Raw genomic sequence first — 24,295 nt, forward strand, 5'->3', positions numbered from 1 at the left:
CTCAACCGTCAGGCAGGGGCTCGTAGATGACCCTGGACGTCGACCTGACCAGCCGGGACGCCACAGCAACTGCAAGCAGTGCTCCCGCCCCAGCTGCCGCCGCACCGATCAAGCTGCCTTTGCCATGAACGGGCAATTTGCCGGGCCGCAACCGTTTAAGGAGACCTGTGCGCTGCGACAGCGGTTCGAACATTTCACCCGGCCCCTCGGGGTCGAGCACCTTGTTATCGGCCAGCCATGCCCGCACGGCGTCGAGCTCCGGCACTTCATAATGGCGCAGGGAACGGCCCGGCCCGCGCAGTCTTTCGATCGCGGCGATCAGAGATCCCGTTTCCCTGACGGTAGTCTCGATCGTTTCGCAATCGGTGTCGAGATGCTCAGCCAAAAGGGCGTCGCGGATGCCCACTATCGTTTTGCGCACGTCCTGCCCTGCGGTCATGTCGGCATCGATGACGACATCGCATTCGGTATCGAGCCGCAAGGAGCGATTGTTGAAATTCGACGAGCCTACCCGCAGCACTTCGTCGTCGACGACCGTCACTTTGGCATGGACGTAGATCGGTGCGCCTCCGGCGGTGTAGGGATGGTACAACCGCAGGCGCCCGTATGGATCCTGGGCATTCAGCGCTTCGACCAACCGCGCGCGGGCGGAGTCCATCGCGATCGGCTCCAGCCATCCTTCGGCGCTGACAGGATGCACGATGACGAATTCGGGTCCGTCGGGTTCCCCCAGCCGTTTGGCGATAGCCTCTGCCACCTTGCGCGACGCGAAGTACTGGCTTTCGGCATAAAAGCTTTTGCGAGCCCGCGCGATAAGGTCAACGTACAGCGCCTCGATGTCGTGGCGCGGGTCTTGCTTCGCCATTTCCGGAACGGTCAGAGCAATGCCGACATCCACGTCTTTGAAGTCAGGCTCGAAGCCGTCGGGCCAACAAGAACCGCTTCCTTGCTCTTCCGAAAGTTCCCCACCCCCGGCCAGCTCCCAGCGTCCACGGCACATATCGCCCAAGGCGCGTGCGGCCGGCCCTTCCAATAGTGTCGTCACATCGTGCCAAGGCTTGTAAGCGGTCCCGTCAGGTTCAATCCGTCTGGGCTCATCATCGGCGTGCGCGGATGTGTCCCACCTGTCGACGGTCATGTCGATGCCGCCACAGAACGCCACCTCGTTGTCGATCACCACGACCTTTTGGTGATGAGACCCAGCCGGGGGGTGGTGCCCATCGAGCCTGAGATGAATTTGCGGATCCCTGATCCAGCGCGCCAGACGGATCAGGGTGCGCGCGTGGAACAAGGTTTTGAGCCCGCCAGTGTCCCAGCGCAGGATATAAACCTGCAGCCCTGGCTTACGGCGTACCAGCCAGCTGAGGAATTCGCCGATTTGCGGGGGGCCGCCATCATCGGCTTCTTCGCCAAACCGGATACGGGCATCAAAATCCCAGCCCACCAGAAGGATCTGCTTTTGCGCCTTCAGCATCGCTGATCTGGCGGCCTTGAAGTAATCGTCCGCATCCACGATGACGCGTGCGCGATCGGCACGCTCTATCCGCCAGCAGTTGTGATCGGGCTGCAGCATGGCCTTGTCAGTTTGCATAAGCAGAGCCCTCGCAGAGCAGGGCCGCCATGCCAAGTCTTGTCTTGGACGAGAAAGCGATTGCCCGCTAACGGGCAGGCAATTTCCTAGCACGACGGCGGAAATGGCGAACTTTTTTTTCGGGCGCTGCGTATGAATGCCTCCCATGCAGGAACCTGCGGGCATGATAGGCTGCGCTATGGGGATTTGCGATTTGGTATGTTTTCCGCGCTGTCGACGATGATGCCAAGAGCGGACGCGGGTGCGGCGCGCGCCTGGAGCAAGTCGGCCCTTTGACCGCCACGCGCTTTGCGGGGCCATGGGACGGGCGGATCATGCCGGGTCATACGGCGTACTCCCGGATCGGCGGGCTGGGCCTGGGCGATGGCGCGTGTTTTATGCAGACCGCTAGGACGCTGCACTTCCCAACAGAGAGCGACGACCGGGACGAAACGTCATCGTCCAGTCGTAAGCTCAGCGTCACGATCAGAAGAGGTTCAAGGCGACCGCGATCGGTTAGCTATGGGCAGCCGCCTGTCCCTCCGAATCTAGGCTGTTATCCGCTTTCGTCGGGAAAGGTCATTCGCCATTCTTCGCGCTAACGACTTGCTCTGGTCGCGACCTGCTATGAAAGCGGTAGGTCTGCACCTGGGATCGAAAATCTGCATCGGAATGGCGACAACGGGTGGCGAACTGTGGCATTTCAGACAGGACTTCCTTTTGCATTTCCAAATTGCATGCAGGCTGCCTCTTGACCAAAGCCTAGACCTTTTTCGTAACGAGGGGAGACGGTCCGCAACCGGTATCCGCTTGAAGCGTTTGCAATCGCAGTAACTGATCCTCAGACCCGCGCATTCCGGAAGCTGAATTGTCCCACCAACCATACCTTGTTTTTGTAATGCTCAGCGGTCTGGAAATGCAGTGAGCAGCGAACAGATGCCTTCAGATTGGGACGAAGCATCGCGTATTGATGCCTTGATCCAGGCGAACTTGCTCGATACGCCTCGCGAGATCGCATTCGATGAGATTGCATGGCTTGCAAAAACGTTATGCTCCACGCCCATTGCACTCGTCAGCCTCGTCGATACGGAGCGTCAGTGGTTTAAGGCGCGGGTTGGCGTTACCGTCTCGGAAACGCCAATCGCAACTTCGGTTTGCGCGCTTGCCATTCGCCATGCCAGGATTTTCGAGATAACGGATCTTTCGCAAGATCCAAGAACTTCGACCTTCTCCCTGGTCACGGATGCACCGCATATCCGGTTCTACGCAGGTGTTCCTCTTGTCGGCGAGAACGGTTTGCCTTTGGGCACGTTGTGCGTCATCGACACAGCCCCCCGGCCTGGCGGCCTGACCGAAGAACAGCGTAAGGGGCTGACTGTACTTGCACGCCAGATCATGGCCATGATCGAACTGCGTATCCTGCAGCGTAAGCGGGACGCGATGCTCGCAGCCGCACGCTCGGTAGGAACTTGGGACTGGCACGTCGGCGAGGACCTTGTCGTGTCCGATGCCAATTTCGCCCATCTTTACGGCGTCGATATCGAACGCGCCGGACGCGGAGTGCCCATCAACGAGTTTTTCGAGAATATCCATCCTGACGACCGTCAACGCGTGACCGCGCAGATTAACGAGGCAGTGGAAACTGCGGCGCCATTCTCATCCGAATATCGTCTCATCCAGCCCGACGGGTCATTTCGCTGGGTCGCCGCAGAAGGCCAATGTAAAGTGTCCGCTAATGGTGCGCGACATTTTCCTGGTGTCAGCTTCGACATCACCGAACGCCGCAGCACAGAGGCGCGGCAGGCAGCACTCCTCGAACTAAGCGATCGTCTTCGCGATATGGACGACCCGTCTGATATCGCTTTTACCGCTTCAGAAATCCTTGGTCGTACGCTCGGTGTAAGCCGGGCCGGCTATGGCACGATCGACCCAGTCGCAGAGACGATCACCGTGGAACGCGACTGGAACGCCCCAGGGGTCAAAACGATCGCGGGAACTCTGCACTTTCGCGAACACGGAAGCTACATCGAGGATCTCAAGCGGGGCGAAACCGTGCTATGTGTCGATGCCGATGTGGATGCGCGGACGAAAGACACTGCCGATGTCCTCAAGGCGATCACCGCGCATTCCTTCATTAATATGCCGCTGCATGAGAATGGCGCATTCGTCGCGCTGATCTACGTCAACAACGCCACCCCGCGAGCGTGGCTGGCGGAAGAAGAGGAATTCATGCGGGAGATCGCCGCGCGAACCCGCAGCGCCACCGAACGCCGCCGAGCCGAGCATGATCTAGCTGAGCTCACAGCGTCGCTTGAGGAGCAAATCGAAGAGCGTACCGCGAGCCTTGTTGCGGCAGAGGAGCAATTGCGCCAGGCGCAGAAGATGGAGGCAGTCGGCCAACTCACCGGCGGCCTCGCTCATGACTTTAACAACATGCTGGCTGGCATCGCCGGTTCGCTTGAGATGCTCCAGATCCGGATCGCGCAGGGGCGCATCGGCGAACTGGAGAAGTATGTCACAGCGGCGCAAGGAGCATCGCGTCGAGCTGCTGCGCTGACGCATCGCCTGCTGGCTTTCTCAAGACGCCAGACTCTCGATCCCAAACCAACCGACGTCAATCGCCTCATCGCGGACATGGAGGATTTGGTCCGGCGAACGGTCGGGCCTGCGGTACATGTCGAGGTGGTTGGTGCCGTTGGACTATGGCCAACGCTCGTCGATCCCAATCAACTAGAGAACGCGCTTCTCAATCTATGCATCAATGCACGCGACGCGATGCCGGGTGGCGGACGTATAACCATCGAGACGGCGAACAAGTGGCTTGACACACGCACCAGCCGTGAGCGCGATCTGCCTGAGGGACAATACGTCTCGCTCTGCGTCACCGATACCGGGACCGGTATGACTCCTGAGACAATCAAGCGCGCGTTTGATCCCTTCTTTACCACCAAGCCGATGGGGGAAGGCACTGGGCTTGGTTTGTCGATGATCTACGGCTTCGCCCGTCAATCCGGCGGGCAGGTCCGCATTTATAGCGAACTCGGCATGGGCACGACGGCATGCCTATATTTGCCGCGCCATTATGGCGATACGCCTGTTGAAGATGGTACTCGTGCAATCAATGAGCTTCCAAGCACCGATAAAAGTAGCGTGCTAGTGGTGGACGACGAACCAACCATCCGGATGTTGGTTTGCGAGCTGCTAGAGGATATGGATCACGCCACACTTGAGGCGGGTGACGGGCCGTCGGCGCTAAACATCCTGAATTCCGACGCTCATATCGATCTCCTGATCACAGATGTTGGCTTGCCGGGCGGCCTTAACGGCAGGCAGGTGGCGGATGCCGCTCGTGCCAGACGGCCAGACCTCAAGGTCATCTTTATAACCGGGTTCGCAGAGAACGCTGTGGTGGGCAACGCCCAGCTTGAACCAGGCGTAAGGCTAGTGACCAAGCCATTCGCCATGGAGCTTATCAAGACGGAAATCGCTGAGCTGCTGTCGGGTGACGGCCGACTTTCATGACGGATTAAGCCCGGCATAGACGGGGGCCGAGGTCACATTCATGGGGTCGGCCTGAGCGCGAACGGCCGACCCTGTAAGGAGCTCTCGCCGGATGAACATGATCCATGTCGCTCTCGCGGAGAGGTTCTAAAATTCCCTGCCCACCGACAGCCGTCGCGCGGCCGAGAAGCGCAGCGACAGCTAGTCGGTCGCGTGCTGAAATCTCATTACCAAAGGTCTGCAGGATCTGACGCTATGATATGAAGCCCAGTGTGAATATCATTGCAGGACGCAGAGCAGCAGCAGCCGCGCCAATCTCATCAGAATGGCGCGATCGAGAACCAGCGCGGGCTCAGAGGAGGCGCATCTCCTGAAAACGCGCGCAGGATGGCGCCGCTCGGCAAATTCGTGCAGAAGCGGCCCTGGCTTCAACCGGGGGGGTAACGAGCCTCTGGAGTTAGGTACCAATGTCGAAATATGCCTTGGAAAATGCCCCTGCCCATTTGCGCGCATATTTTGAGACGTCGACGATCGCTCTGGCATTGGCCTCGACCGGCGACGACACCCCGCTGATCCTGACCAACCCGGGTTTCGAGAAACTGACGGGCTACACCTTGAACGACGTAGTGGGAAAAAATTGCAGACTCCTACAAGGTGACGCCGATAACCGGGAGGCTCGCGCTATCCTTCGCGCCTTCCTCGAAAATGAAGCGTCGCCGAATGTCCGTACGCCCATTGTGAATTTCAGGAAGGACGGACCAGCTTTCGTTAACCTGCTTTACATGTCGCGCCTGCGCTCGTCGGACGGCCGGACGCAGTTTTTCTTTGCTTCGCAGTTCGACGTGAGCCGGGCGCACCCAGAGCGTCTGGAGGAGTATGATCATAGGCTGAGGCAGACATTGGCTTCGATCACTCCGCTCGTGGCGGAATCAGGCATGATCATCGAGGGCTCGTTGACCACGATCGCCAATTCCGCACATATGATAGCGCAGGCCAGAATGATGCTGGCCGATCTCGAAGGCCGCTCCATTCCATGATATCCACGCGGGATAGTACTCTGCCCGACAATTCCAATGATGACGGTGGGGTGCCGATCATTGGCATCGGCGCCTCTGCCGGTGGCCTGGAAGCGCTGCGAGAGATGTTGAGCGCCGCTGAGGCGCCGACAGGTCTTGCTTTCGTCGTCGTTCAGCATCTGGATCCAACTCACGAAAGTATGCTCGCGCAGCTGCTTGACCGAGCGACGAAGCTTGACGTCCTGCAATGCGAGGGCGGCGAACAGATCTTTGCCGACCGGGTCTATATCATTCCGCCTGGGCGGGGGTTGGCGATAGAGGATGGAAAGCTTGTTCTTACTGATTTCGCACAGCCTCGGGGACTTCGGCGACCGATCGATGATTTTTTCGTCTCCCTTGCCAATGACCAGCAGGGTAATGCCGCGTGCGTGATCCTTTCTGGAACGGGAGCCGACGGATCGACAGGCCTGCGCGCCATCAAAGAGCACGGCGGCATCAGCATCGCGCAGCGGCCAGACACCGCGCGCTATGATGGGATGCCCACGGCTGCCGTCGGCACTGGCCTTATCGATTTCGTGCGGCCGCCCGAGCAGATCATCGACTGTCTTCTAGGTTTCTTCGGTCGAAACAGTTCGGACGACCTTGAAGATGAGGCAGGGCGGGTCGCGGATCATGTCGACGATCTGTGCACCACGCTGCGCAAGGCGGTGGGGCATGACTTCTCTGGCTACAAAAAATCGACCTTTGTACGCCGGGTGGAAAGGCGGATGCACGTCCTGAGCATTACATCGGGCAAGGCCTATGTACTAAGGCTTCGCTCCGACCCTTCCGAATGCGAAGCATTGTTTCGCGACCTGTTGATCAACGTGACCCGTTTCTTCCGCGACAGCGAAATGTTCGATGCCTTGCGCGCCAAGGTCATCGAACCCCTGCTACGCAACCGCCACCCTGAGGAAGAAATCCGCGTATGGGTGCCAGGCTGTTCGAGCGGGGAGGAAGCCTACACGATCGCCATGCTGTTCGCGCAAACGGCGCGAAACCTCGATGTGCCCAATCCGGTGCAGATCTTCGCTTCCGATATCGACGAGCAAATGCTGCAGGTTGCCCGCGAGGGCCGCTACCCCACTTCGTCGCTGGGCAATTTGCCGCCCTTGTTTCAGGAGCAGTACACTATTCCACATGGCGATCATTTTACGATCGCAAGCCACATTAGAGATCTCATCAGGTTCTCAAATCATAGCGTCGTGCGCGATCCGCCGTTTTCTCGGATCGACCTCGTGTCATGCCGCAATCTGCTGATCTATTTTGACGATCGGCTACAGCAGACCGTCATGCCGCTTCTGCACTATGCGATACGTCCTGGCGGCTATCTTTTTCTTGGCCCCTCGGAAAGCATCGGTCGTTTTGATCAGTTATTTCCGGCAATTGACCATCATGCTCGAATTTTCGAGCGAAGCGAGGGCGGCACCCGCTATCCGCTCGATTTGCCGATGAGTGATCGGACGGTGCGACGGCGCGATGAAGGGTACGGCCGCAGAAGCAGTAACGCCGATCCCGTGCAAACCTCGGAAGCGGTCAATCGGCTTGCCGAGCGGTACGCGCCGCCATCGATGATTCTCAACCAGGATGGCCTTGTCCTTGCGGCCTACGGCAAATTGGCTCGCTACTTCGATTTCCCCGTCACCCGCACCGGCGGCGTCAGCGCCTTTAACCTTGCCCGCCCAGGCCTGCGCGAAAGCCTCGGTCCCTTGCTGCGTCAGTCCCGCGACACCGGCCGTCGCACCGCTGCGCGCAATATTACGGTCGTCACCGATTTCGGAACGCAGCCCATCGAGGTGATCTGCGAGCCTCTGGCGGATAAGAGTTTTCTTGTGGTGTACCGCGAGACTGGCGTCTTCAATATCAGCGATGATCCAGGCGTTGATGATCTCGAAGCCGGCGGCGATCACATGGATGCGCTCGAGGAGGAGTTGCGCTTCACCCGGCACAAGCTTCGTTCGGCTGTGGAAGAGCTTGAGACGGCCAACGAGGAACTCAAGAGCTCGAATGAAGAAATGATGTCGATGAACGAGGAGCTCCAATCGACAAACGAGGAGCTGTCCACAGTCAACGACGAACTCAAACACAAAGTCGAGCAGCTAACGGTAGCAAATGCGGACGTGCGCAATTTCTTCGAATCGACGGACATGGCGGTGATCGTGGTGGATCATGAACTGCGTATCCGTAGCTTCACCGAAGCGGCGGTTGCGGTGTTTCCGATTCAAGCGTCTGACCGTGGCCGGCCTTTGGCGGACGTCTCTACGCGCCTGGCAGACAGTGCCTATTTGGAAGACGCGCAAAGCGTTGCGGCTTCGGGGCAGGAAATCCAGCGTCAGATCCATTCCAAGGACGGACATCGGACCTACGCCCTTCGTGTTCTTCCTTACCGGACTCAGAAAGGTGAGATAGATGGCGCCACGTTGGTGCTGACCGATATCACCCGTGCTTTGCAGCTGCAAAGCGAGCTTGCAGTTGAACGGGAGCGGCTGAAGCTCGCCGCCCAGGCTGGTAGCATCGGTGTTTTTGAACTGTGCGCCGAAGATGATCTGGTCGTCCTGGATGACACGAACCGAACGCTTCTCGGCCTGCCCGAAAGCACGGTAAACATCGCGACCTTCTCTGCCGCCATCGATCTGCAAGATCGTGGGCGCGTCCTCTCTGCGTTGCATCTGGCGGTTTCATCGGGTGAGGCCTTTGAACAGAATTATCGCGTCTGGTCTGGCGGGAAAGAGCGGCATCTTAAAAGCTTCGCACAAATAGTCACTGGTTCCGCCCCCGCCCGCCTGATCGGCGCGACGATTGACGTGACGCCGGAACTTTCTCTGGCAGAAAATCGCGCAATGATGCTGCGCGAGATGAATCACCGTGTCAAAAACCTGTTTGCAATCGTAAGCGGCCTCCTGGCGGTCGCTGCGCGAACGCATGACGATGTCAAAACCTATTGCGAGGACGTACGCGATCGTATCTCCGCCCTTGGTCGAGCGCATTCCCTTGCATCGCCGTCGGGTGAACAACAGGCCGTCCGCCTGCGTGCTCTTATCGACACGACGCTTGAAGCCTACGCCGGACGAGCCTGCATCTCGATCGAGGGAAACGACAGTACGATCAGCTCCGACGCCTTGTCGGCATTCGCTCTCATTCTCCACGAGTGGACGGTCAATGCCGCAAAATACGGAGCCCTACGCACGCCGCAGGGTAAGCTCGGCATAAAGTGGACCGTGGCCGATCATTATCTCACCCTTTTCTGGCGAGAGACGAACCCGTCGCCGCTACCGCCCCAAAGCAAGGGAGGGTTTGGCACGGTGCTGGTGAATACGTCCGTCCGGCAACTGGACGGGGAGCTAAACCAAGCGACAGGGGTTTGTGAATACAATCTGACCCTCAGGTTGCCGGAAAGTGTGCTGGAGTAGTCGTGCCGACCGTGATGATCGTTGAAGATGAGCTTCTTGTCGCGCTTGACCTGGAAACCATCGTTGAGGATTCGGGGCATCAGTTTGATGGTCCCTACGTCTCGGTTGCGGAGACCAACGAGGCGCTGGATTTGCGCATGCCGCAATGCGCAATCCTCGACGTGCGATTGAAAGATGGTGAGGTGTTTCCGGTCGCCGACAGGCTTCGCGCTGCACAGGTCCCAATGATTTTCCATTCCGGACACGCAGATGTAACGCATCTGCTGGAACGTTATCCCGGATCTCAGATCTGCAACAAGCCTTCCACGCCAAAACAACTTCGAACAGCGTTGGAAATCGCGCTTGCCTGACGAGTTCGCGATGGCCTTATTGATTTAGGTTAATTGCTGGCGATAGCAACTTGGGCTATACCGTTCCTGTTTTGGACCGATCACCGCTTCCCCACGCCCCGCTGACTCCGTTCGACTGTCCGCCTCATAGACGCATTTGCTGCGCGGCTGGATGCTCGCGATCCCATTTTCATCGGCTTCAACATGACGCCGGTGGCAATGGTGGTCAGCGATCCCACCCTGCCCGACAATCCGGTGATATATGTCAATCCCGGGTTCGAGCGGTTGACGGGCTTCGCGGCATGTGAGGTTCTGGGGCGTAACTGCCGTTTCATGCAAGGCCCACTGACGGACCCTTCCGACGTCGAGAAGCTGAGATCAGCGGTCGAATCCCGCCAACAGATCGAAATTGATCTCCTCAATCATCGCCGCGACGGCACGCCATTCTGGAACCGGTTGATGGTAGCACCGGTCTTCGAGGCTGACGGTGCACTGCGATACTTCGTGGCTTCGCAGTTCGATGTGACCATCGAGCGTCACCGCGTGGCTTTGCTCGAACAGGATCGCGAGGAACTTGCTGCCGAGATAGCGAGGCGCGATGCCGACCTTGTGGACCATGATGCTCGCCTGCAGATGGCTCTGAAAGCCGGTGGTTTGGGCACGTGGACGTTGGATCTCGCCCACCGGGTGCTCACCGCATCCAGCAGTTGCAAGCGGAATTTTGGCCGGCCGGTGGATGACCCGTTTACCTATGAGCAATTGCTAGCGGCAATCAATCCGGACGACGTCCCTCGCATGAGACAGGCCGTCGAGAACACAATCACTCAAGGGGCGCCCTACGACATTGAGTATCGCATCCTCACCCCACAAGGCGAACAACGCTGGGTTAGCGTACATGGCGAGATGCAGTATCGTGCAGATGGCTCGCCACTGTCGCTCAGCGGGTTCTCGACCGATATCAGCGATCGCAAGTTTGCCGAAGAGCACCGCGCGGTGCTTGCGCGAGAGCTGACCCATCGGGTCAAGAATACCCTGGCTACCGTCAACGCTGTGGTGACACAAACTCTGCGTGATGCCGTCTCGCTTGAAGATGCCAAAGACAGCGTCTCCGGCCGCATTGCCAGTCTGGCGACGGCTCATGAACTGCTGATCAAAGATGAAGTTGAAGGGGCCGGCCTCGCTGATATTGTAGCGGGTAGCCTCTCTCCGTTCTCGGATCGGGCGGGTGATCGTTTCCTTATTAACGGGACGAATGTCCGTCTATCGCCGGAAATCACGCTGGCGTTGTCTATGGCACTCCATGAGCTAGCAACAAATGCCGTTAAATATGGCGGGTTATCCACCTCCCATGGCCGCGTACATATCGCTTGGGCGATCAATGACAGCGATGGCGAACGTCATATCTGGTTCCAATGCCGCGAAGAGGGCGGCCCGCCCGTCACCGTGCCAGCGCGTGCTGGTTTCGGGACCAAGATGATCGAGCGGATGTTGCGCCGCCACGTTAGGGGGACATCTGCAATCGAATACAAGCCGGCAGGCATCGAGTTTCAAATTGCCATAACCGCTTAGCCGAATCATTCGAGGCGGCTTTCCCGCGCCAGCCGAGGAGAAATGCGATGACTGTTGGATGCCAGGGCTGCCGAAGCGAAAGCCAGAACTTCGATCTCGCCATGGCCTTCCAGCCGATCATCGATATCGAGAAGGGCAGTGTTTTTGCCTTCGAAGCGCTGGTTCGTGGTAGTCAGGGTGAAAGCGCGACAGCTGTGCTTTCACGCGTAACGCCGGATAATCGGTATGCTTTCGGCCAGCAATGTAGAGTGACTGCCATAAAGGAGGCGGTAAATGCTGGGATCTTGGATACCGACGCTAAACTTTCGATAAATTTCCTTCCCAATGCCGTTTATTCTCCCGCTGCGTGCATTCAGCTGACCATTAGCACCGCGTCGGAAGTCGGATTTCCGGCGGAACGTCTAATCTTGGAATTCACAGAGAACGAGCAGATCGCGGATACCAAGCATATACAAAACATTATCGCTACCTATCGTGAAATGGGGTTTACGACCGCGATCGATGATTTTGGAGCCGGACACGCCGGACTTGGATTACTTGTTCAATTTCAAACTGACTTGCTCAAGCTCGACATGGACCTGATACGCGGCATTGACAAAAGCGAACCACGGCGCGTGGTGGTTGCAGGTGTGATGGATATAGCAAAGGCCTTGGGAATTTCTGTCATTGCAGAAGGCATCGAGACCAGCGGCGAATACACTGTGCTCCGCGATCTCGGGGTCCGTTACATGCAAGGGTACTTTCTAGCCAAGCCAGGCTTTCAGAAGTTGCCATTGCCGATAATGGGCGGCTTCACCGAAAAGGTATGAGGCTGATCATTCGCGGCTGAACCGTCGTCTAACCGACCTGTGCCTTTCCAAGTGATTGGGCAGTCTGAAAACCCGCATAGTTTGCCGCTGACGCAGATTTCTTCACCACCTCCCGGCGGCGGGAGAACTGCGGTCGTGCTCAAACCAAACGGTGTACAGCTCGCATGTTCAAGGTCTGTGACTACCATTGGCTGGTATCGATATAGAGCCTGCAAATCCCCGCCTTGCGCGCCTCGTCACCCAGCGCAACCTCGTTTGGTCCTCATGTGTTGTGGCTGCGCAACCTGAGGAGATCGCAATGGGAACCGACACGCACACCCTGAAGCAGCACATGTGGGACAAGCTTGAGAAAGGCCCCTTTATCATGGTCGGGATTGCCGACGGTGGCAATACCCACTCGGAACCGCTGACTGCGCAGCTCGACAAGGATCAGGTTGATACAATCTGGTTTTTCATCGGCAAGGACAACCGCCTGGCGGCAGGCGGTGCGGCAATGGCGCAATTTGTCTCAAAGGGACAGGACTTCTTCGCTTCCCTGTCTGGGAATGTTGCCGTCGATAATGATCCGGCGATGATCGAAAAGCTTTGGTCCAAACCTGTCGAAGCTTGGTTCCCCGGCGGTAAGTCCGATCCAAACCTTGCCCTGCTTCGCTTTGACATCAACGAAGCAGAGCTGTGGGAGTCGGACATGTCTCTCACCGGAAAGCTGAAGATGCTTTTTGGCGGCAAGATCAAGCCGGACGAGGAAGGCAGCCACGCCGTGGTCCCGAACACGATAGTTTAGGGTCCCAGCTGTGGGTCAACGGCTTTGTCTAGCCGACCCGAACGCGCCCATGCATGGCGTTATCGCGGCAAAACAGCCATGGATTAGGGCGAACGCACCGGGCGCAGAGTTGGGAAGAGCGGTAGGACGAAAGCCTTGGCAAGCCGGAACGTCGCGAGAACTGGAGATGTCCGTGACCTGGCCATAAGCGAAAAACAACTAGACGCGCTTTCCTGACCCCGCCCTAATCGGCCAGCGGAACGATCGGGGCTGTCGCGTCTTGTTGAAACCACTTGCTCACTTCACACCCACCGCTGCCTGGATCCAGTGCACATGAACCAACTCAACGAGAACTTCTGGAATTTCCGGGGGTCCTTCAAGATCGCTCGGGTGATCGATGTCGGTACGCAGATGTCGCTGGTGCGACGCTCGAGCGGGCGTTTCCTCCTGCTAGACAGCTACGGCATCGATGGGAACGATCGGGAAGCGCTGCTCGCTTTAACGGACGGGGGCGCTGCGATCGATGCGATCATAAACGTCCACCCGTTTCACACTTTGCATTGCCGCGCGGCGCATCTCCTGGCGCCGCAGGCGCGGCTGTTTGGGACATCACGACATCGCGAGCAGGCGCCCGAACTTCCCTGGGAGTCTGAGATCATTGAAGATCCAGCAACGCAAGCGAAGTTCAAGGAGCTGGATTTTTCAGTTCCTGCTGGGCTCGATCTCGTCACCCCGGATGACCGCGTTCACGCCGCCTCTGTGCTCGTGCGGCACAGACAGAGCGGGATCGTTCACGTCGACGATACGCTGATGGTGCTCGCCGCACCCGGCCTGCTGCGCATGGTCCTCCCGCAGTCGCGGCTGCGTTTCCATCCTATGCTCGCCAAGGCTTTGCAAGCGCGGCCCGGTGCAGCCGACGATTTCGCAACCTGGGCGCGCGATCTCGCGAATCGGTGGGCGGGAACACCGTTTGTCTGCGCGGCGCATTCCACTGTGCGTCGGCTAGGGCCGAATGGCTGGCGTGAGGAAATGGAACGGGCGTTGGCCAATGTGGTCAAGACGCTCGATCACCACCGCGCCCGGCACGGATGAGAGAACTTCGTATGTCGCAAACAATCCATTGTGACGTCGCAGTGATCGGCAGCGGCACGGCAGGCCTTGCCGCCGAACGAGCCGCCCGCAAGAACGGTGCATCGACGCTGCTGATCGATCCTGATTTCAATGGGACGACGTGCGCGCTGGTAGGCTGCATGCCCTCCAAGCTGCTGATCGCGGCGGCAAAAGAAGCAGCTCGCATCAACAATGCCGCTCTCTTCGGGATCGAGGTTGAATCTGTACGCATCGATGGCCGTGCCGTGCTTAATCGAGTGCGTCGCGAGCGCGAGCGGTTTGCTGCTTTGACTCGAAAGTCGATCAATAAGCTTCCCGAGAAGGTTACTATCCGCGCGCGTGCCCGATTTGCTGGACCCAATAGGTTGGTGCTGAGCGATGGCCGCAAGGTGCAGGCCCGCACCATCGTGATTGCTACCGGATCAGCGCCGGTTCTGCCCACGCACTTCGCAGCGCTGGGCGATGCCGCGCTCACCAGTGATACGGTGTTCGAGCTGGAAGACCTGCCCCGCCGTCTCGCGGTAATCGGATCGGGCGCGATCGGCCTGGAGTTGGCGCAGGCCTTCGCGCATCTGGGCGTCGAGGTCGCCGTCTTCGACAAGGGTGAGCGCATGGCCAGGCTGCGCTGCCCCAGGGTTCACGCCAACTTGCGCGACGTACTCGAGCAGGACCTTGCACTTCATCTTGGTGTTGACGTCTCGCCCGAGACTACGGAACGAGGTGTCCGTTTGCGCTGGAGCGGATCGAGCTCGGGAAGCGCCGAGTTCGACAAGGTGCTCGTCGCCGTCGGCCGCAAACCGCAGCTGGATGGGCTCGATCTGGAGGAAGCCCAGCTCGAACTCAACGACCAGGGCATCCCCGTTCACGATCGGGAAACGATGCGCTGCGGCGAAAGCGCCATTTTCCTTGCTGGCGATGCCGCCGCCGACTTTTCGCTGCTGCATGAAGCATCGCACGACGGTGCTATCGCGGGCCGAAACGCGGCTGCTTATCCGGCGCCAATCCCGATCAAACGCAATACAGCGCTCAGCATCACGTTCACGGACCCGCCCCTCGCGACGATAGGCGCTGCAGAGAAGGACGGGGCGGTGACCGGCACGGCCGAGTTTGATGATCAGGGCCGCGCGCGTGTAGATGGCGTAAACAAGGGCTCGCTGACGCTTTATGCCGCCGCGCCGGACGGCCGCCTGATCGGAGCGGACCTCTTCGCACCCGCTGGCGAGCACCTTGCGCATTTGTTAGCTTGGTCCATCCAGGACGGTAAGACCGCGACCGAGCTCCTCACTATGCCCGTTTATCACCCCACCATTGAAGAAGGGCTGAAGCAGGCATTACGTACGATATGTGCGGCAACGCCTATCGATCTGCCAAACGACCAGGATGCTGGCACACCCGCAGGCGCGTAACCGCGCCCCTGCTCAGTGGGTGTGCAAGCCCTGCTGGGATAGCTCGTTCCCAGATCGCCTATGGTGAATTCGCGAACGTCAGATCAACCGGGATCAGCTGCGCATGAGATCGCGATAGCCTCCCGCCGCCATGGCGCGTGCTTCGCGAACAAGGCGCCGCACGCGTGAGCGCAGGGAATCGGAACGGCGCGCTTTGGCATCACCTGCCTCGGTACCGTAGAGCACCTCCGCAAGATCCCCGAGACTGGCACCGGCGATCAGCCCGTCATGAACTCTCAGCATATCGACGAAGCGCCCGATTTTCGGATCTTCCGGGAAGAGGGAGACAGCAAAGCGGTGATTGTCGCAAAGCGCCAGAAGCCTGCGAAGCGGGAGCACGCGCGGTCGTAGCGCGGAGATGCCCTCCAGCCGGTAACGGAGGCGGACCGGTCCCGCTGCCAGCGAGCCAGCGGCGACATCAAGCCTGATCCGGCGGAACCCGTCGCTGATGACGACATGCTCCCTGCCGTCTTCGGCCCGAACAAGCGCCAGCCACTTGGCGAATGCCGCCGGATCGATGGCATCGCCGCTATCGAGCCCAGCGGGTTGCGCCTCGACCTCGATGGTGCCGGAATCGATATCGGCCGACCAGATGAGCTGTGCGCCCGGTGCGGAAACCTCGGGATTCTCGGCAAAAGTGGAGCCCCCACGCCCGAACAGCGCCTCCGTCACATCCTGAGCGCGTAACCTCACTGGCGCGCGCATACCAGTCGATGTAGCCTTGATCGCGGCGCAGCCATTCCCAGGCAAGCGCCGCCCGATCGATACCGGCAAGAGGGCGATAGGACTTATAATCGCGCCAATCGAAGGCATCACGGCTCGAGCCACGCACGCCTGACGCGCCGTGTTCAGCAGCTCCATTCATGACGATTCCATGACAGAATGTGTCTTGCCGTCGGAGCCGCAACTTATAGGATAGGCGTTATCTGCAATCGCGCTTCGTTTCCGGAACGAAGGCCGGAGCCGAATGCGCCAGAACGGGCAAGGGACGGTTCGGCGCAGACAGGCGGCTTGAGACGCCGCGGCGAACCGAGGCGAAGCATGGGCTTCATAAGAATGTACAGGAGTTTCCGGAACCGGATCGAGAGCGCAGCGAACCTTGACGATCTGGATTTGACCCTCGCCGAGATCACGAGATCGATAGGCTGCGACTACTACGCCCTCGGCCATCACGTCGAACAGGGCGAAGCCAAGCTCGCGCTGCGACTGTGCAATTATCCGCCGAGCTGGGTGCAGTTCTATGACGAAAACCACCTTAGCGGCCGCGATCCTGTTCACCGGGCGGTAGGGCGAACCCACGAAGCGTTTCTGTGGAGCGATGCCGGTCAGTACATAGATTTCAGTCCTATCGACCAGCGGCATATGGAACTCGCGCAGCGGCATGGCCTCGGGGAAGGCTTCACCGTGCCGGCGCATATGCCCGGCGATATCCAGGCATCGTGCTCGTTCGCCGCAGTCCCTGGTCGCAAGCTCGACGAGGACGGGCTCGTCCTGGCGCGGCTGATCGCGGACGATGCCTTCAAGGCTGCCCGCCGGCTGATCGGCTACCGCGAATTCATGGAGCAGATGCGCAGTGCTCCGCTGACCCGGCGCCAGCGCGAATGCCTCGCCTGGGTCGCGGCCGGCAAGACCGACTGGGAAATCGGACAGATCATCGGGATCCGGGAGGGCAGCGTCCGGCGCCATATCAGCGGCGCCTGTGCCCGGCTTGGTGCGGTGAAAAGGCCACAGGCAGTGTTCCTCGCATGTCGCGGCGGAGCGATCAGCTATCACGAGGTTCGCTGCGCCCGATAGGGACGGAACCGTCCCTATCGCTCCGCGCCGGACGGCAGGCAGGATTGCGAACCCTTTTCTGGAGGTTCGCGATGATCCACTGCCTGCCCAATGCACCCGGCGCCGCCGAACTGAAGGTCCTGCGCAGCATGTTCGAGGCGCGCAAGCGCGTATTCATCGATCTGCTGCACTGGGACCTTGCGGTGATTGCCGACCGTTTCGAACTGGACGAGTTCGACATGGAGCCTGCTACTTATGTTGTGCTCAGCGGCGAGGACGGTGCCCACCGGGCGTCGGCCCGCCTGCTGCCGACCACGGGACCACATATTCTGTCGGCGCTGTTCGCCGGGCTGTGCGATGAGGAAATCCCGCGTGGTCCGACGACCATGGAGATCACCCGCTTTTGCCTCGATCGCGGGTCTTCGGCAGCGCGGCGCCGGCGGGATCGCGACGAACTGATACATGCGCTCGTGACATTTGCGCTGCGCAGCGGCATCGAGCGCTTCACCGGCGTCGCAGAAATAGCTTGGATGCGCCAGGTCCTGTCGTTCGGCTGGCGTTGCCGCCCGCTCGGGGCGCCGCGAGAGATAGGCCGGCGCACATTATGCGCGATGGCCATCGAGATCGACGAGGACACCCCGGCCCTGCTGCAGCGCTGCGGTCTCATTGCACCGTGTTCCGGACGGGAGACATACGATGTCTTCCACTGAACATCAGGCCGCCGTGATCGCCGACGCACTTCTCACCGACGGCTTCTGCCTGGTGCCCGCCGCGATGCCGGCAGGAAAGGTCGAGGCGATCGACCGAGATCTCGCGCCCGCCTTCGAGAATACGCCTTTCTGCGCCGGCCATTTCTACGGCAACCGCACCAGGCGGTTCGGGCGATTGCTGCTGCGTTCGGTGCATGCCGAAGCGTTTGTACAGCACGAGGCGATCCTGCAGGCGGCCGAGCACATCCTGGCTCCCGCCTGCGACACGATCCAGCTCAACCTGACGCAAGGGATAGCGATCCATCCTGGCGAGCTGGCGCAGATGCCGCATCGCGACCAGGACATGTGGCGGCTCGGCCCGGGCGCCGCCGAATGCCTGGTCAACGTGATATGGCCGTTCACGCCCTTTACCTGCGAAAACGGCGCCACCCGGATCTGGCCGCGTAGCCATGGTCCGGCCGCTCGCGAAGATCCGCCGGACAGTGAAGCGCTGCAGATCGAGATGGAGCCGGGCGATGCGCTGGTGTTCCTCGGCTCTGCGCTCCACGGCGCGGGCGCCAACATCAGCGGCGACATCAGGCGGGGGATGATCGCGGGGTACTGTCTCGGCTGGCTCAAACCCTACGAGAACCAGTGGCTTGCCTATCCACCGGCGATTGCTCGGCGGTTTTCCCCCGAGCTTGCCGCGCTGGTGGGCTATCGGCAGCACCGCCCGAACCTGGGTAACCACGAGGGGCTGTGTCCGTCGCTCCTGCTCGGTGACGGCCCCGCACCGGCCCGCGGCGCGGCTGACGCGCTGCTTCCGGCACAGTGGAGCGCGACTGCCGAGTATGCGGCGCGCCAGCGGAGCGGATGATGAACGCCGGTCCGCGCTCCTCGCAGGCTTACGACGACCTTAAACGCCTGCTGCTTTCCGGAAAGATCCCTCCCGGCGAACGGCTTGATCCGGCGAGGCTTGCAGACGATCTCGTCTCCGGCGTCACTCCGATACGCGAGGCGTTACTGCGACTCGCGGGTGAGCGGCTGGTGGAAATTCGGCTCAACACGGGGTTTCACCTGCCGGTGATGACAGAGACGATCCTCATCGACCTTTACCGCCTGAACTTCGAATTGCTGCGCCTAGGCCATGTCGTTCCGGGAAGCATGGACCCGGCGATGCCGATCCACTTGCCTGGAACCTCCTATGCCGATAGCGCCGCCGGTCTGTTTCTCGCTATCGCCGACTCGTCGCAGCGGCCGGAACTTCTCGCCCAGCTCGTCATGATTAATGACCGGCTCGCGAGCGCCCGCGTAGCAGAAAGCCTGCTGTTCGATGACGTCATGCAGGAAATAAAATCAATTAACGACGCGAAACATGAAGACAAAAACGCATTCCTCCGCGCGATCAGAGCCTATCACCGCAAGAGAATAGCGAATGCACGAGCATTAGTTTCGACGATTTACAGAACGGACTGAATATCAAGAAAATTATACTCCATTTATAGGGAAATTATAAATTTTTATAATTCGGATTTTGGGTCACCTTCTTCAAGCCGCAATCTTGCGGCGCTTGAAGAAGGAGACTGAAATGGAACGCGAAGACATCGTCATCGACCTGGGCTCCGCCACCGTGGAAACCAGGGGCCCGATCGGCCAGGGCAACGATCTCGTGCTGGCTCTCGAGCAGCCGGGTCTCACGGACGACTGACCCACGAGGATGCGCGGCTGCGGCCGCGCATCCTTCTGCCAGGACATTCTCGGGGAAACGCATCATGCCGACGTCGCTTCGCAGAGGCCTATCGTTCTGCACCCTTGGTGACCGCATCGTCTTCCTAGACCTGCCCGCCGACCGCTATTTTGGCCTATCACAACAAGCGGAGGATGTTTTCAGGCGGGCTTTGGCCGGTCATCCGATTTCGCGAACCGAGCGGGACATTCTGGTAAAGGCCCGGATAATCGTCCCGGGCAATGCGCCGCTGAGCCTCGCACCCTGCGTCGCAGAAATTCCGCATCACAGCGTTTTCGACCAGACGCCCTGCCCCTCGCGCCGACGTGACGTCGCCGTCCTCGCCTGGCATTTGCTTCGTGCGCGCGCGAGCCTGCGCCTGCGGGGCCTACCGGCGACGGCAGCGACACTCGTGCGGCGCAAGTATGCAGCGACGCAGGATGGAGATGGAGATGCAGAAACCACACGGCACACGCTTGCTGTGGTCGCCCGCGCGCAGGAAGCCTGCGCCCGCATGTTCGGTTCCCATGACCTGTGCCTGCCGTATGCGATCGCAGCGGCGCACAGGCTCCATGCAGCCGGCATCCCCGCCGATGTCGTGATCGCCGTCGGCATGCCGCCGTTCCGAGCCCATGCCTGGGTTCAGTGGCGGAATGTTCTGGTCAACGAGCGACTGGAGATCGCTGCCCACTACACGCCGATCGCGGTGCTGTAATGCAGAAGTATCTCATCGCCGTCGGGCTGGGTGAGGGCCGGCAATACCGCCTTCACGGGCAAGTCCGCCGTGCCGGCCTTGCCATCGTTCTGGATCGCCCCGGACTGCTCGCCGCAGGCAATGCGCTGTGCAACGCAATCCCGATCGGACAATCGGGTTGCATTTTCGGTTCGCTGTTTGTGCGGGGTAGCGCGAAGCGGGTGCTGTCCCTGCACGGATCCGAGGCGGAGCATATACTGGGGAGCGGCGGCACACACCTGATCGGCAAGTATTGGGGTGACTACATCGCACTGATACCGCTTGCCGAGGGCACGGCGGTACTGCGCAGTCCGTTCGGCACGGTGCCCTGTCTTTATAGCGCCACCGACCGGCATGCGTATCTGGCCTCCGATATCGACACCCTGCAGCTCGGTACGAAGCGGTCATGGTCCATCGACTACGACGCGGTTGCCCGGCAGCTTGTATTCGCCGACATGCGGCTGCGGGAAACCTGCCTCGAAGACGTCTGCGAAGTGCGCGGCGGCGAACGTGTCCGTTTCCTTCGCGGCAAAGTCGAGCATCATATCCTCTGGTCGCCCTGGGATTTCGTGCTTGCGGGCAGAGCGCCAAGAAGCGCGGAGGAAGCAGCAGCAAGGCTTCGCGAGGAAGCGATGCGCTGCATCCAGGCTAAAACCCATAATGCAGATCGATGCCTGGTCATGCTCTCAGGCGGGGTCGATTCGTCGATTGTCGCTGCTGCGCTGGCCGCGAAGGGCCGGGACGTCGCTTGCCTCAACCTAGTTGCACCGGCATCGGCCGGCGACGAACGGGTCTATGCCCGGGCAGCCTGCAAGCGCCTCAAGCTCACCCTTGCCGAGAGGAGAATGGACGAAGGCGCACTGCTGCTGGACCTGCCGGCTACAACAAGTCTGCCGCGTCCGGTGGCCCGCAGCTTCGAACAGATGCTCTACCGGACGGCAGGAGGGATCGCTGAGGAGCTCGGATGCGACACGATCGTCGACGGCGGCGGCGGCGACAATGTGTTCTGCTCGTTGCAGTCGGCTTCGCCCGCCGCAGATTGCCTGCTTGATCGGCAAGGGCTGCGCGCGTTCCGGCGCACCTGCAACGAGATAGCGGCGCTCACCCAGGCCTCGGCATGGCGGGTAGCGAGAAAAGCCGTTCGACGCGCCTGGGAACGTTCGCGACCCTACCGCTGGCCCGCCGCCGAGCAGATGCTGTCACCGAAAGCCATTGCCGCAGCCCACCGCTCACCGCTGCACCCATGGCTGTCGGCCGGCAATCCGCCGCGACCGGGTCGGTCTGCTCAGATCGCGCAGCTCATCGGCGCCCAGAGTTTCATGGAGGATGGCCCCCACGGCGCAAAGTCGAATGTCGTGTCTCCGCTCGTGAGCCAGCCGCTCATCGAACACTGCCTATCGCTCGCGCCATGGCAATGGGTCGAGCGAGGATGCAACCGGGCCATCGCCCGCCGCGCTTTCTCGGAAATGCTGCCGCCCGAAGTCATCTGGCGGCGCAGCAAGGGCATCCCGGACAGCTTTATCGTGCAGCTCTTTGAGGCCAACCGGGAGATGATCCGCGATCGGTTGCTCGGCGGCCGGTTGGCTGCGGCAGGCGTAATCGATATCGCTGCCGTCGAAGCAGCTCTGGACGATCCGACACCCTTCAGGGGACGGGAATGCAGCCGGATCGTCAGGCTGATGGACGTAGAGATCTGGGCCCGCGGGGTCAGGGACTGATAGGACTGCCTCCCTTCGATGCCTTGCGCGCAAGCTCCTGCCAACGCGCGAACTGTTCCCGTTTCCCCGGCGCCGGATCCTCATGATCGCGCAACCAGAAGTTGAACCAGTCGATGGCGCGATCGTAGACCGCAAGCCGGTGCGCCGGCTGCCACTTGTTGTGATACTCGTCCGGGAAAATATAGACTTCGAGCGGTTTGCCCGCCTCGGTCAGCGCGCCGATGGCCGGTAGCCCGAGTGACGCCTCCCGGTCGGCCAACTGCATGAGAATCGGGGTATCGATCTTGCGCGCGTTGACCGAAAGCGAAATCGGCTTCCAGTACTCCCGGTCGTTGTCGACCGAAGGCGGACCCCCCCGTCGCAGGATTTCCTCGCCCCACGCGAAGCCCCCGAGCACGGTCTGGGTCAGCAGGTCGTCGCAGCATGTGCTCATTGCCGCCGCCTTGAAACGGCCGGAATTGATCAACGCGAACTCGATGGTTGAGGCACCGTCACTGAGGCCGCTGATGCCGATGCGTTCAGGGTCGATCATCCCGGTGGCCACGGCGCCATCGATGCCCGCCTCGATCGCAGAAAGCGTGTTCCTGCGATCGGCCCAGCCGTTCCAGTCGGCAGCGCGGCCTTGCTCGAATGTCCTTACGGAAGGGTCCTGGCTGCCTACGGTCGGCGGGCGATCGAAGCTCAGTACGGCGAGGCCCTTCGCGGCCATGGGATAGATCGGATAGTCATCGCCGATCCCACCCCGCAGGAAGCCGGTGCTACGATACTGGACCACAACGAGAGGCAGCTTGCTCTTGCCGTCGTAATCCGGTGGCAGCACGAGGTCGGCCCAGGCGGGATAGCCGCGATCGCTGGTGACCTTGAGGCGCGTGACCTTCCCGAGGTTTAGGTCCGCAAACTCCGGGTTCGGGTCGAAAATGAGGCGGCTGCGCCCCGACGCAAGATCGACCCCCATGATGCGTCGGGGCGTGGCGGCGTTCTCGCGGCCGCATATGAGTTCGTCACCTGCAAAGATGCAGCCGGTCAGGGCATCCTTCGTGCGCAGGATGGTGGTGAGGCGATTGCTGGACGGCACCCAGCGGTAGAGGACGAATTCCTCGCTGTTCCATCCTTCGCGGGCGAGGAAGACGACGGACTTACCGTTCTGTTGCCAGAACAGGCGGCCGATCTTGCCGGCGCAGGCCTCAGCCTTGCAGGCGATATCCCTGCCGCTGGGAAGCCGCGCCCAAACCCGGCGCTTCGCATAGGGAAGGTCATTGATCGGCGCTGTCCATGCCGATGCGCCGTTCGTGCTCCGAATGGCAAGCTCGTAAGGAGCTCCCGCCGCCGGCGGCGGATTTATGATCTGCTCTTCCTCCGGCGTCGCCTGGCGAACCCTGGGACCTGCGAGTTCCACCACGAAGGCTGCCCTCGTCAGATCCTTTGCCCACGGCTGCGGCTCCCAGGATTGCATGGGCAGGATACTCTTGTCGTAAAGCCAGCCGGTTCGGGCTTCACGAGCGATCCTTTGTCTCGCTGCGTCCCGGCCCGGTCTGGTGAAGTAGGCAAGCGCAGCTGAATCCGGGAGCCACGTGAAATTCTCGACATTGCTGCCTTCATGGGTGAGCACGCGGCTGCCGCTCCCGTCGGCCTTCGCGGAGACGAGTTGAACAATGCCGTCCACCTCCTTGCGGTAGGCGATCGACGTTCCGTCCGGTGACCAGGCGGGAACGATCGTGTCGGGAAAGCCGGTGACGATGTAGAGATCCCGGAACACCCCCGCGAGGCGCGGGATCGCTCCCGCGCGGTCGATGATCCGCGGCGCGCCCCCGCCCCTGCGCGGCATGACGACCAGCGCCGAGCAGTAGGCATTCGTCCTGGGATCGCCCCGGGCGATTACGAAGGCGATGCTGTGCCCGTCGGGCGACAGCGCATAGGGGCTCTGGGGATTTGAAATCACTTCGGTGTCGCCGATGTCACGGATCCGGGCGAGATCCATTGTGGTCATTGTCCGGCGCGATGCTCCTGACGACGGCCCTGATGGTGGCGCCGCCCCCGACGACAATTCCGGCGACCGCGCTGCCTGAGCCGGAGGAAGGAGGTCGTCGCAGGCAGC

19 protein-coding genes and 1 pseudogene are annotated in these 24,295 nt (G+C 60.6%); 16 read left to right on the forward strand and 4 right to left on the reverse strand.

The window, feature by feature from the left end:
* Position 1: 1 nt before the first annotated feature.
* A complete protein-coding gene (locus RT424_RS04280; protein ID WP_313434726.1) occupies positions 2-1,591 on the reverse strand; it encodes a phospholipase D-like domain-containing protein in 1,590 nt (529 codons plus the stop codon).
* A gap of 900 nt (positions 1,592-2,491) precedes the next feature.
* On the opposite strand from RT424_RS04280, the gene RT424_RS04285 reads away from it, so the two are divergent.
* From RT424_RS04285 to RT424_RS04325, 9 genes are all read left to right on the forward strand, one after another.
* On the forward strand, positions 2,492-5,092 hold the full coding sequence (locus RT424_RS04285) for a GAF domain-containing protein (protein ID WP_313434727.1): 2,601 nt from the start codon (positions 2,492-2,494) through the stop codon (positions 5,090-5,092).
* A 446-nt stretch (positions 5,093-5,538) separates the two neighbouring features.
* Positions 5,539-6,108, forward strand: a complete 570-nt coding sequence (locus RT424_RS04290; RefSeq protein ID WP_313434728.1) for a PAS domain-containing protein — start codon at positions 5,539-5,541, stop codon at positions 6,106-6,108.
* Entirely contained in the window at positions 6,105-9,536 is a 3,432-nt protein-coding gene (locus RT424_RS04295; protein ID WP_313434729.1) for a chemotaxis protein CheB, read from the forward strand. The genes RT424_RS04290 and RT424_RS04295 overlap by 4 nt, the downstream gene beginning before the upstream one ends.
* Before the next feature lie 14 nt (positions 9,537-9,550).
* A complete protein-coding gene (locus RT424_RS04300) occupies positions 9,551-9,886 on the forward strand; it encodes a response regulator (protein WP_313434730.1) in 336 nt (111 codons plus the stop codon).
* Positions 9,887-10,069: 183 nt separating this feature from the next.
* Complete coding sequence (locus tag RT424_RS04305; protein ID WP_313434731.1) at positions 10,070-11,434, forward strand: PAS domain-containing protein; 1,365 nt, start codon at positions 10,070-10,072, stop codon at positions 11,432-11,434.
* Between the two features lie 47 nt (positions 11,435-11,481).
* Positions 11,482-12,243, forward strand: coding sequence for an EAL domain-containing protein (locus RT424_RS04310; protein WP_313434732.1), 762 nt, complete (start codon positions 11,482-11,484; stop codon positions 12,241-12,243).
* A 298-nt stretch (positions 12,244-12,541) separates the two neighbouring features.
* The gene (locus tag RT424_RS04315) at positions 12,542-13,027 is read left to right on the forward strand and encodes a pyridoxamine 5'-phosphate oxidase family protein (protein WP_313434733.1); all 486 of its coding nucleotides are present in this window, start codon (positions 12,542-12,544) and stop codon (positions 13,025-13,027) included.
* A gap of 312 nt (positions 13,028-13,339) precedes the next feature.
* Positions 13,340-14,098 (forward strand): hypothetical protein, encoded by a 759-nt coding sequence (locus tag RT424_RS04320; protein WP_313434734.1) that lies wholly within the window; start codon positions 13,340-13,342, stop codon positions 14,096-14,098.
* Between the two features lie 11 nt (positions 14,099-14,109).
* Positions 14,110-15,522: a dihydrolipoyl dehydrogenase gene (locus RT424_RS04325; RefSeq protein ID WP_313434735.1), complete on the forward strand. Its 1,413-nt coding sequence runs from the start codon at positions 14,110-14,112 to the stop codon at positions 15,520-15,522.
* A gap of 93 nt (positions 15,523-15,615) precedes the next feature.
* Here the strand turns inward: RT424_RS04325 and RT424_RS04330 are convergent, their stop codons facing one another.
* Both RT424_RS04330 and RT424_RS24510 read right to left on the reverse strand, forming a co-directional pair.
* Positions 15,616-16,254 carry a DNA -binding domain-containing protein gene (locus RT424_RS04330; RefSeq protein ID WP_313434736.1) on the reverse strand — a complete coding sequence of 213 codons (639 nt, stop codon included), beginning with the start codon at positions 16,252-16,254 and terminating at the stop codon, positions 15,616-15,618.
* Position 16,255: 1 nt separating this feature from the next.
* Positions 16,256-16,426: pseudogene (locus RT424_RS24510) on the reverse strand (transcriptional regulator domain-containing protein); the annotation flags it as partial.
* A 248-nt stretch (positions 16,427-16,674) separates the two neighbouring features.
* Here RT424_RS24510 and RT424_RS04335 point away from each other — a divergent pair.
* The 7 genes from RT424_RS04335 to RT424_RS04365 all read left to right on the forward strand — a co-directional run bounded on the left by RT424_RS04335 (position 16,675) and on the right by RT424_RS04365 (position 22,200).
* Entirely contained in the window at positions 16,675-17,355 is a 681-nt protein-coding gene (locus tag RT424_RS04335; protein ID WP_313434737.1) for a LuxR family transcriptional regulator, read from the forward strand.
* Positions 17,356-17,426: 71 nt separating this feature from the next.
* Entirely contained in the window at positions 17,427-18,044 is a 618-nt protein-coding gene (locus RT424_RS04340) for an acyl-homoserine-lactone synthase (protein WP_313434738.1), read from the forward strand.
* A complete protein-coding gene (locus RT424_RS04345; RefSeq protein WP_313434739.1) occupies positions 18,031-18,900 on the forward strand; it encodes a phytanoyl-CoA dioxygenase family protein in 870 nt (289 codons plus the stop codon). Before RT424_RS04340 ends, RT424_RS04345 begins: the two co-directional genes overlap by 14 nt.
* A complete protein-coding gene (locus tag RT424_RS04350; protein WP_313434740.1) occupies positions 18,900-19,499 on the forward strand; it encodes a GntR family transcriptional regulator in 600 nt (199 codons plus the stop codon). Before RT424_RS04345 ends, RT424_RS04350 begins: the two co-directional genes overlap by 1 nt.
* 112 nt (positions 19,500-19,611) lie before the next feature.
* Complete coding sequence (locus RT424_RS04355; protein WP_313434741.1) at positions 19,612-19,731, forward strand: benenodin family lasso peptide; 120 nt, start codon at positions 19,612-19,614, stop codon at positions 19,729-19,731.
* A 64-nt stretch (positions 19,732-19,795) separates the two neighbouring features.
* A complete protein-coding gene (locus RT424_RS04360; RefSeq protein WP_313434742.1) occupies positions 19,796-20,464 on the forward strand; it encodes a lasso peptide biosynthesis B2 protein in 669 nt (222 codons plus the stop codon).
* Entirely contained in the window at positions 20,464-22,200 is a 1,737-nt protein-coding gene (locus tag RT424_RS04365; protein WP_313434743.1) for an asparagine synthase-related protein, read from the forward strand. The genes RT424_RS04360 and RT424_RS04365 overlap by 1 nt, the downstream gene beginning before the upstream one ends.
* Here the strand turns inward: RT424_RS04365 and RT424_RS04370 are convergent.
* Positions 22,190-24,187 (reverse strand): Atxe2 family lasso peptide isopeptidase, encoded by a 1,998-nt coding sequence (locus tag RT424_RS04370; RefSeq protein ID WP_313434744.1) that lies wholly within the window; start codon positions 24,185-24,187, stop codon positions 22,190-22,192. The genes RT424_RS04365 and RT424_RS04370 overlap by 11 nt on opposite strands.
* Between the last annotated feature and the right edge of the window lie 108 nt (positions 24,188-24,295).

The sequence above is a fragment of the Novosphingobium sp. genome (assembly GCF_032093395.1).
In the GTDB taxonomy this organism is placed as follows: Bacteria; Pseudomonadota; Alphaproteobacteria; order Sphingomonadales; family Sphingomonadaceae; genus Novosphingobium.

Bases quoted from the DNA above. Each gene is read 5' to 3' on its own strand.
- RT424_RS04280 (WP_313434726.1), bottom strand. From the start codon at position 1,591: ATGCAAACTGACAAGGCCATGCTGCAGCCCGATCACAACTGCTGGCGG.
- RT424_RS04290 (WP_313434728.1), top strand. From the start codon at position 5,539: ATGTCGAAATATGCCTTGGAAAATGCCCCTGCCCATTTGCGCGCATAT.
- RT424_RS04295 (WP_313434729.1), top strand. From the start codon at position 6,105: ATGATATCCACGCGGGATAGTACTCTGCCCGACAATTCCAATGATGAC.
- RT424_RS04300 (WP_313434730.1), top strand. From the start codon at position 9,551: ATGATCGTTGAAGATGAGCTTCTTGTCGCGCTTGACCTGGAAACCATC.
- RT424_RS04305 (WP_313434731.1), top strand. From the start codon at position 10,070: ATGACGCCGGTGGCAATGGTGGTCAGCGATCCCACCCTGCCCGACAAT.
- RT424_RS04310 (WP_313434732.1), top strand. From the start codon at position 11,482: ATGACTGTTGGATGCCAGGGCTGCCGAAGCGAAAGCCAGAACTTCGAT.
- RT424_RS04315 (WP_313434733.1), top strand. From the start codon at position 12,542: ATGGGAACCGACACGCACACCCTGAAGCAGCACATGTGGGACAAGCTT.
- RT424_RS04320 (WP_313434734.1), top strand. From the start codon at position 13,340: ATGAACCAACTCAACGAGAACTTCTGGAATTTCCGGGGGTCCTTCAAG.
- RT424_RS04325 (WP_313434735.1), top strand. From the start codon at position 14,110: ATGTCGCAAACAATCCATTGTGACGTCGCAGTGATCGGCAGCGGCACG.
- RT424_RS04340 (WP_313434738.1), top strand. From the start codon at position 17,427: ATGATCCACTGCCTGCCCAATGCACCCGGCGCCGCCGAACTGAAGGTC.
- RT424_RS04345 (WP_313434739.1), top strand. From the start codon at position 18,031: ATGTCTTCCACTGAACATCAGGCCGCCGTGATCGCCGACGCACTTCTC.
- RT424_RS04350 (WP_313434740.1), top strand. From the start codon at position 18,900: ATGAACGCCGGTCCGCGCTCCTCGCAGGCTTACGACGACCTTAAACGC.
- RT424_RS04355 (WP_313434741.1), top strand. From the start codon at position 19,612: ATGGAACGCGAAGACATCGTCATCGACCTGGGCTCCGCCACCGTGGAA.
- RT424_RS04360 (WP_313434742.1), top strand. From the start codon at position 19,796: ATGCCGACGTCGCTTCGCAGAGGCCTATCGTTCTGCACCCTTGGTGAC.
- RT424_RS04365 (WP_313434743.1), top strand. From the start codon at position 20,464: ATGCAGAAGTATCTCATCGCCGTCGGGCTGGGTGAGGGCCGGCAATAC.
- RT424_RS04370 (WP_313434744.1), bottom strand. From the start codon at position 24,187: ATGACCACAATGGATCTCGCCCGGATCCGTGACATCGGCGACACCGAA.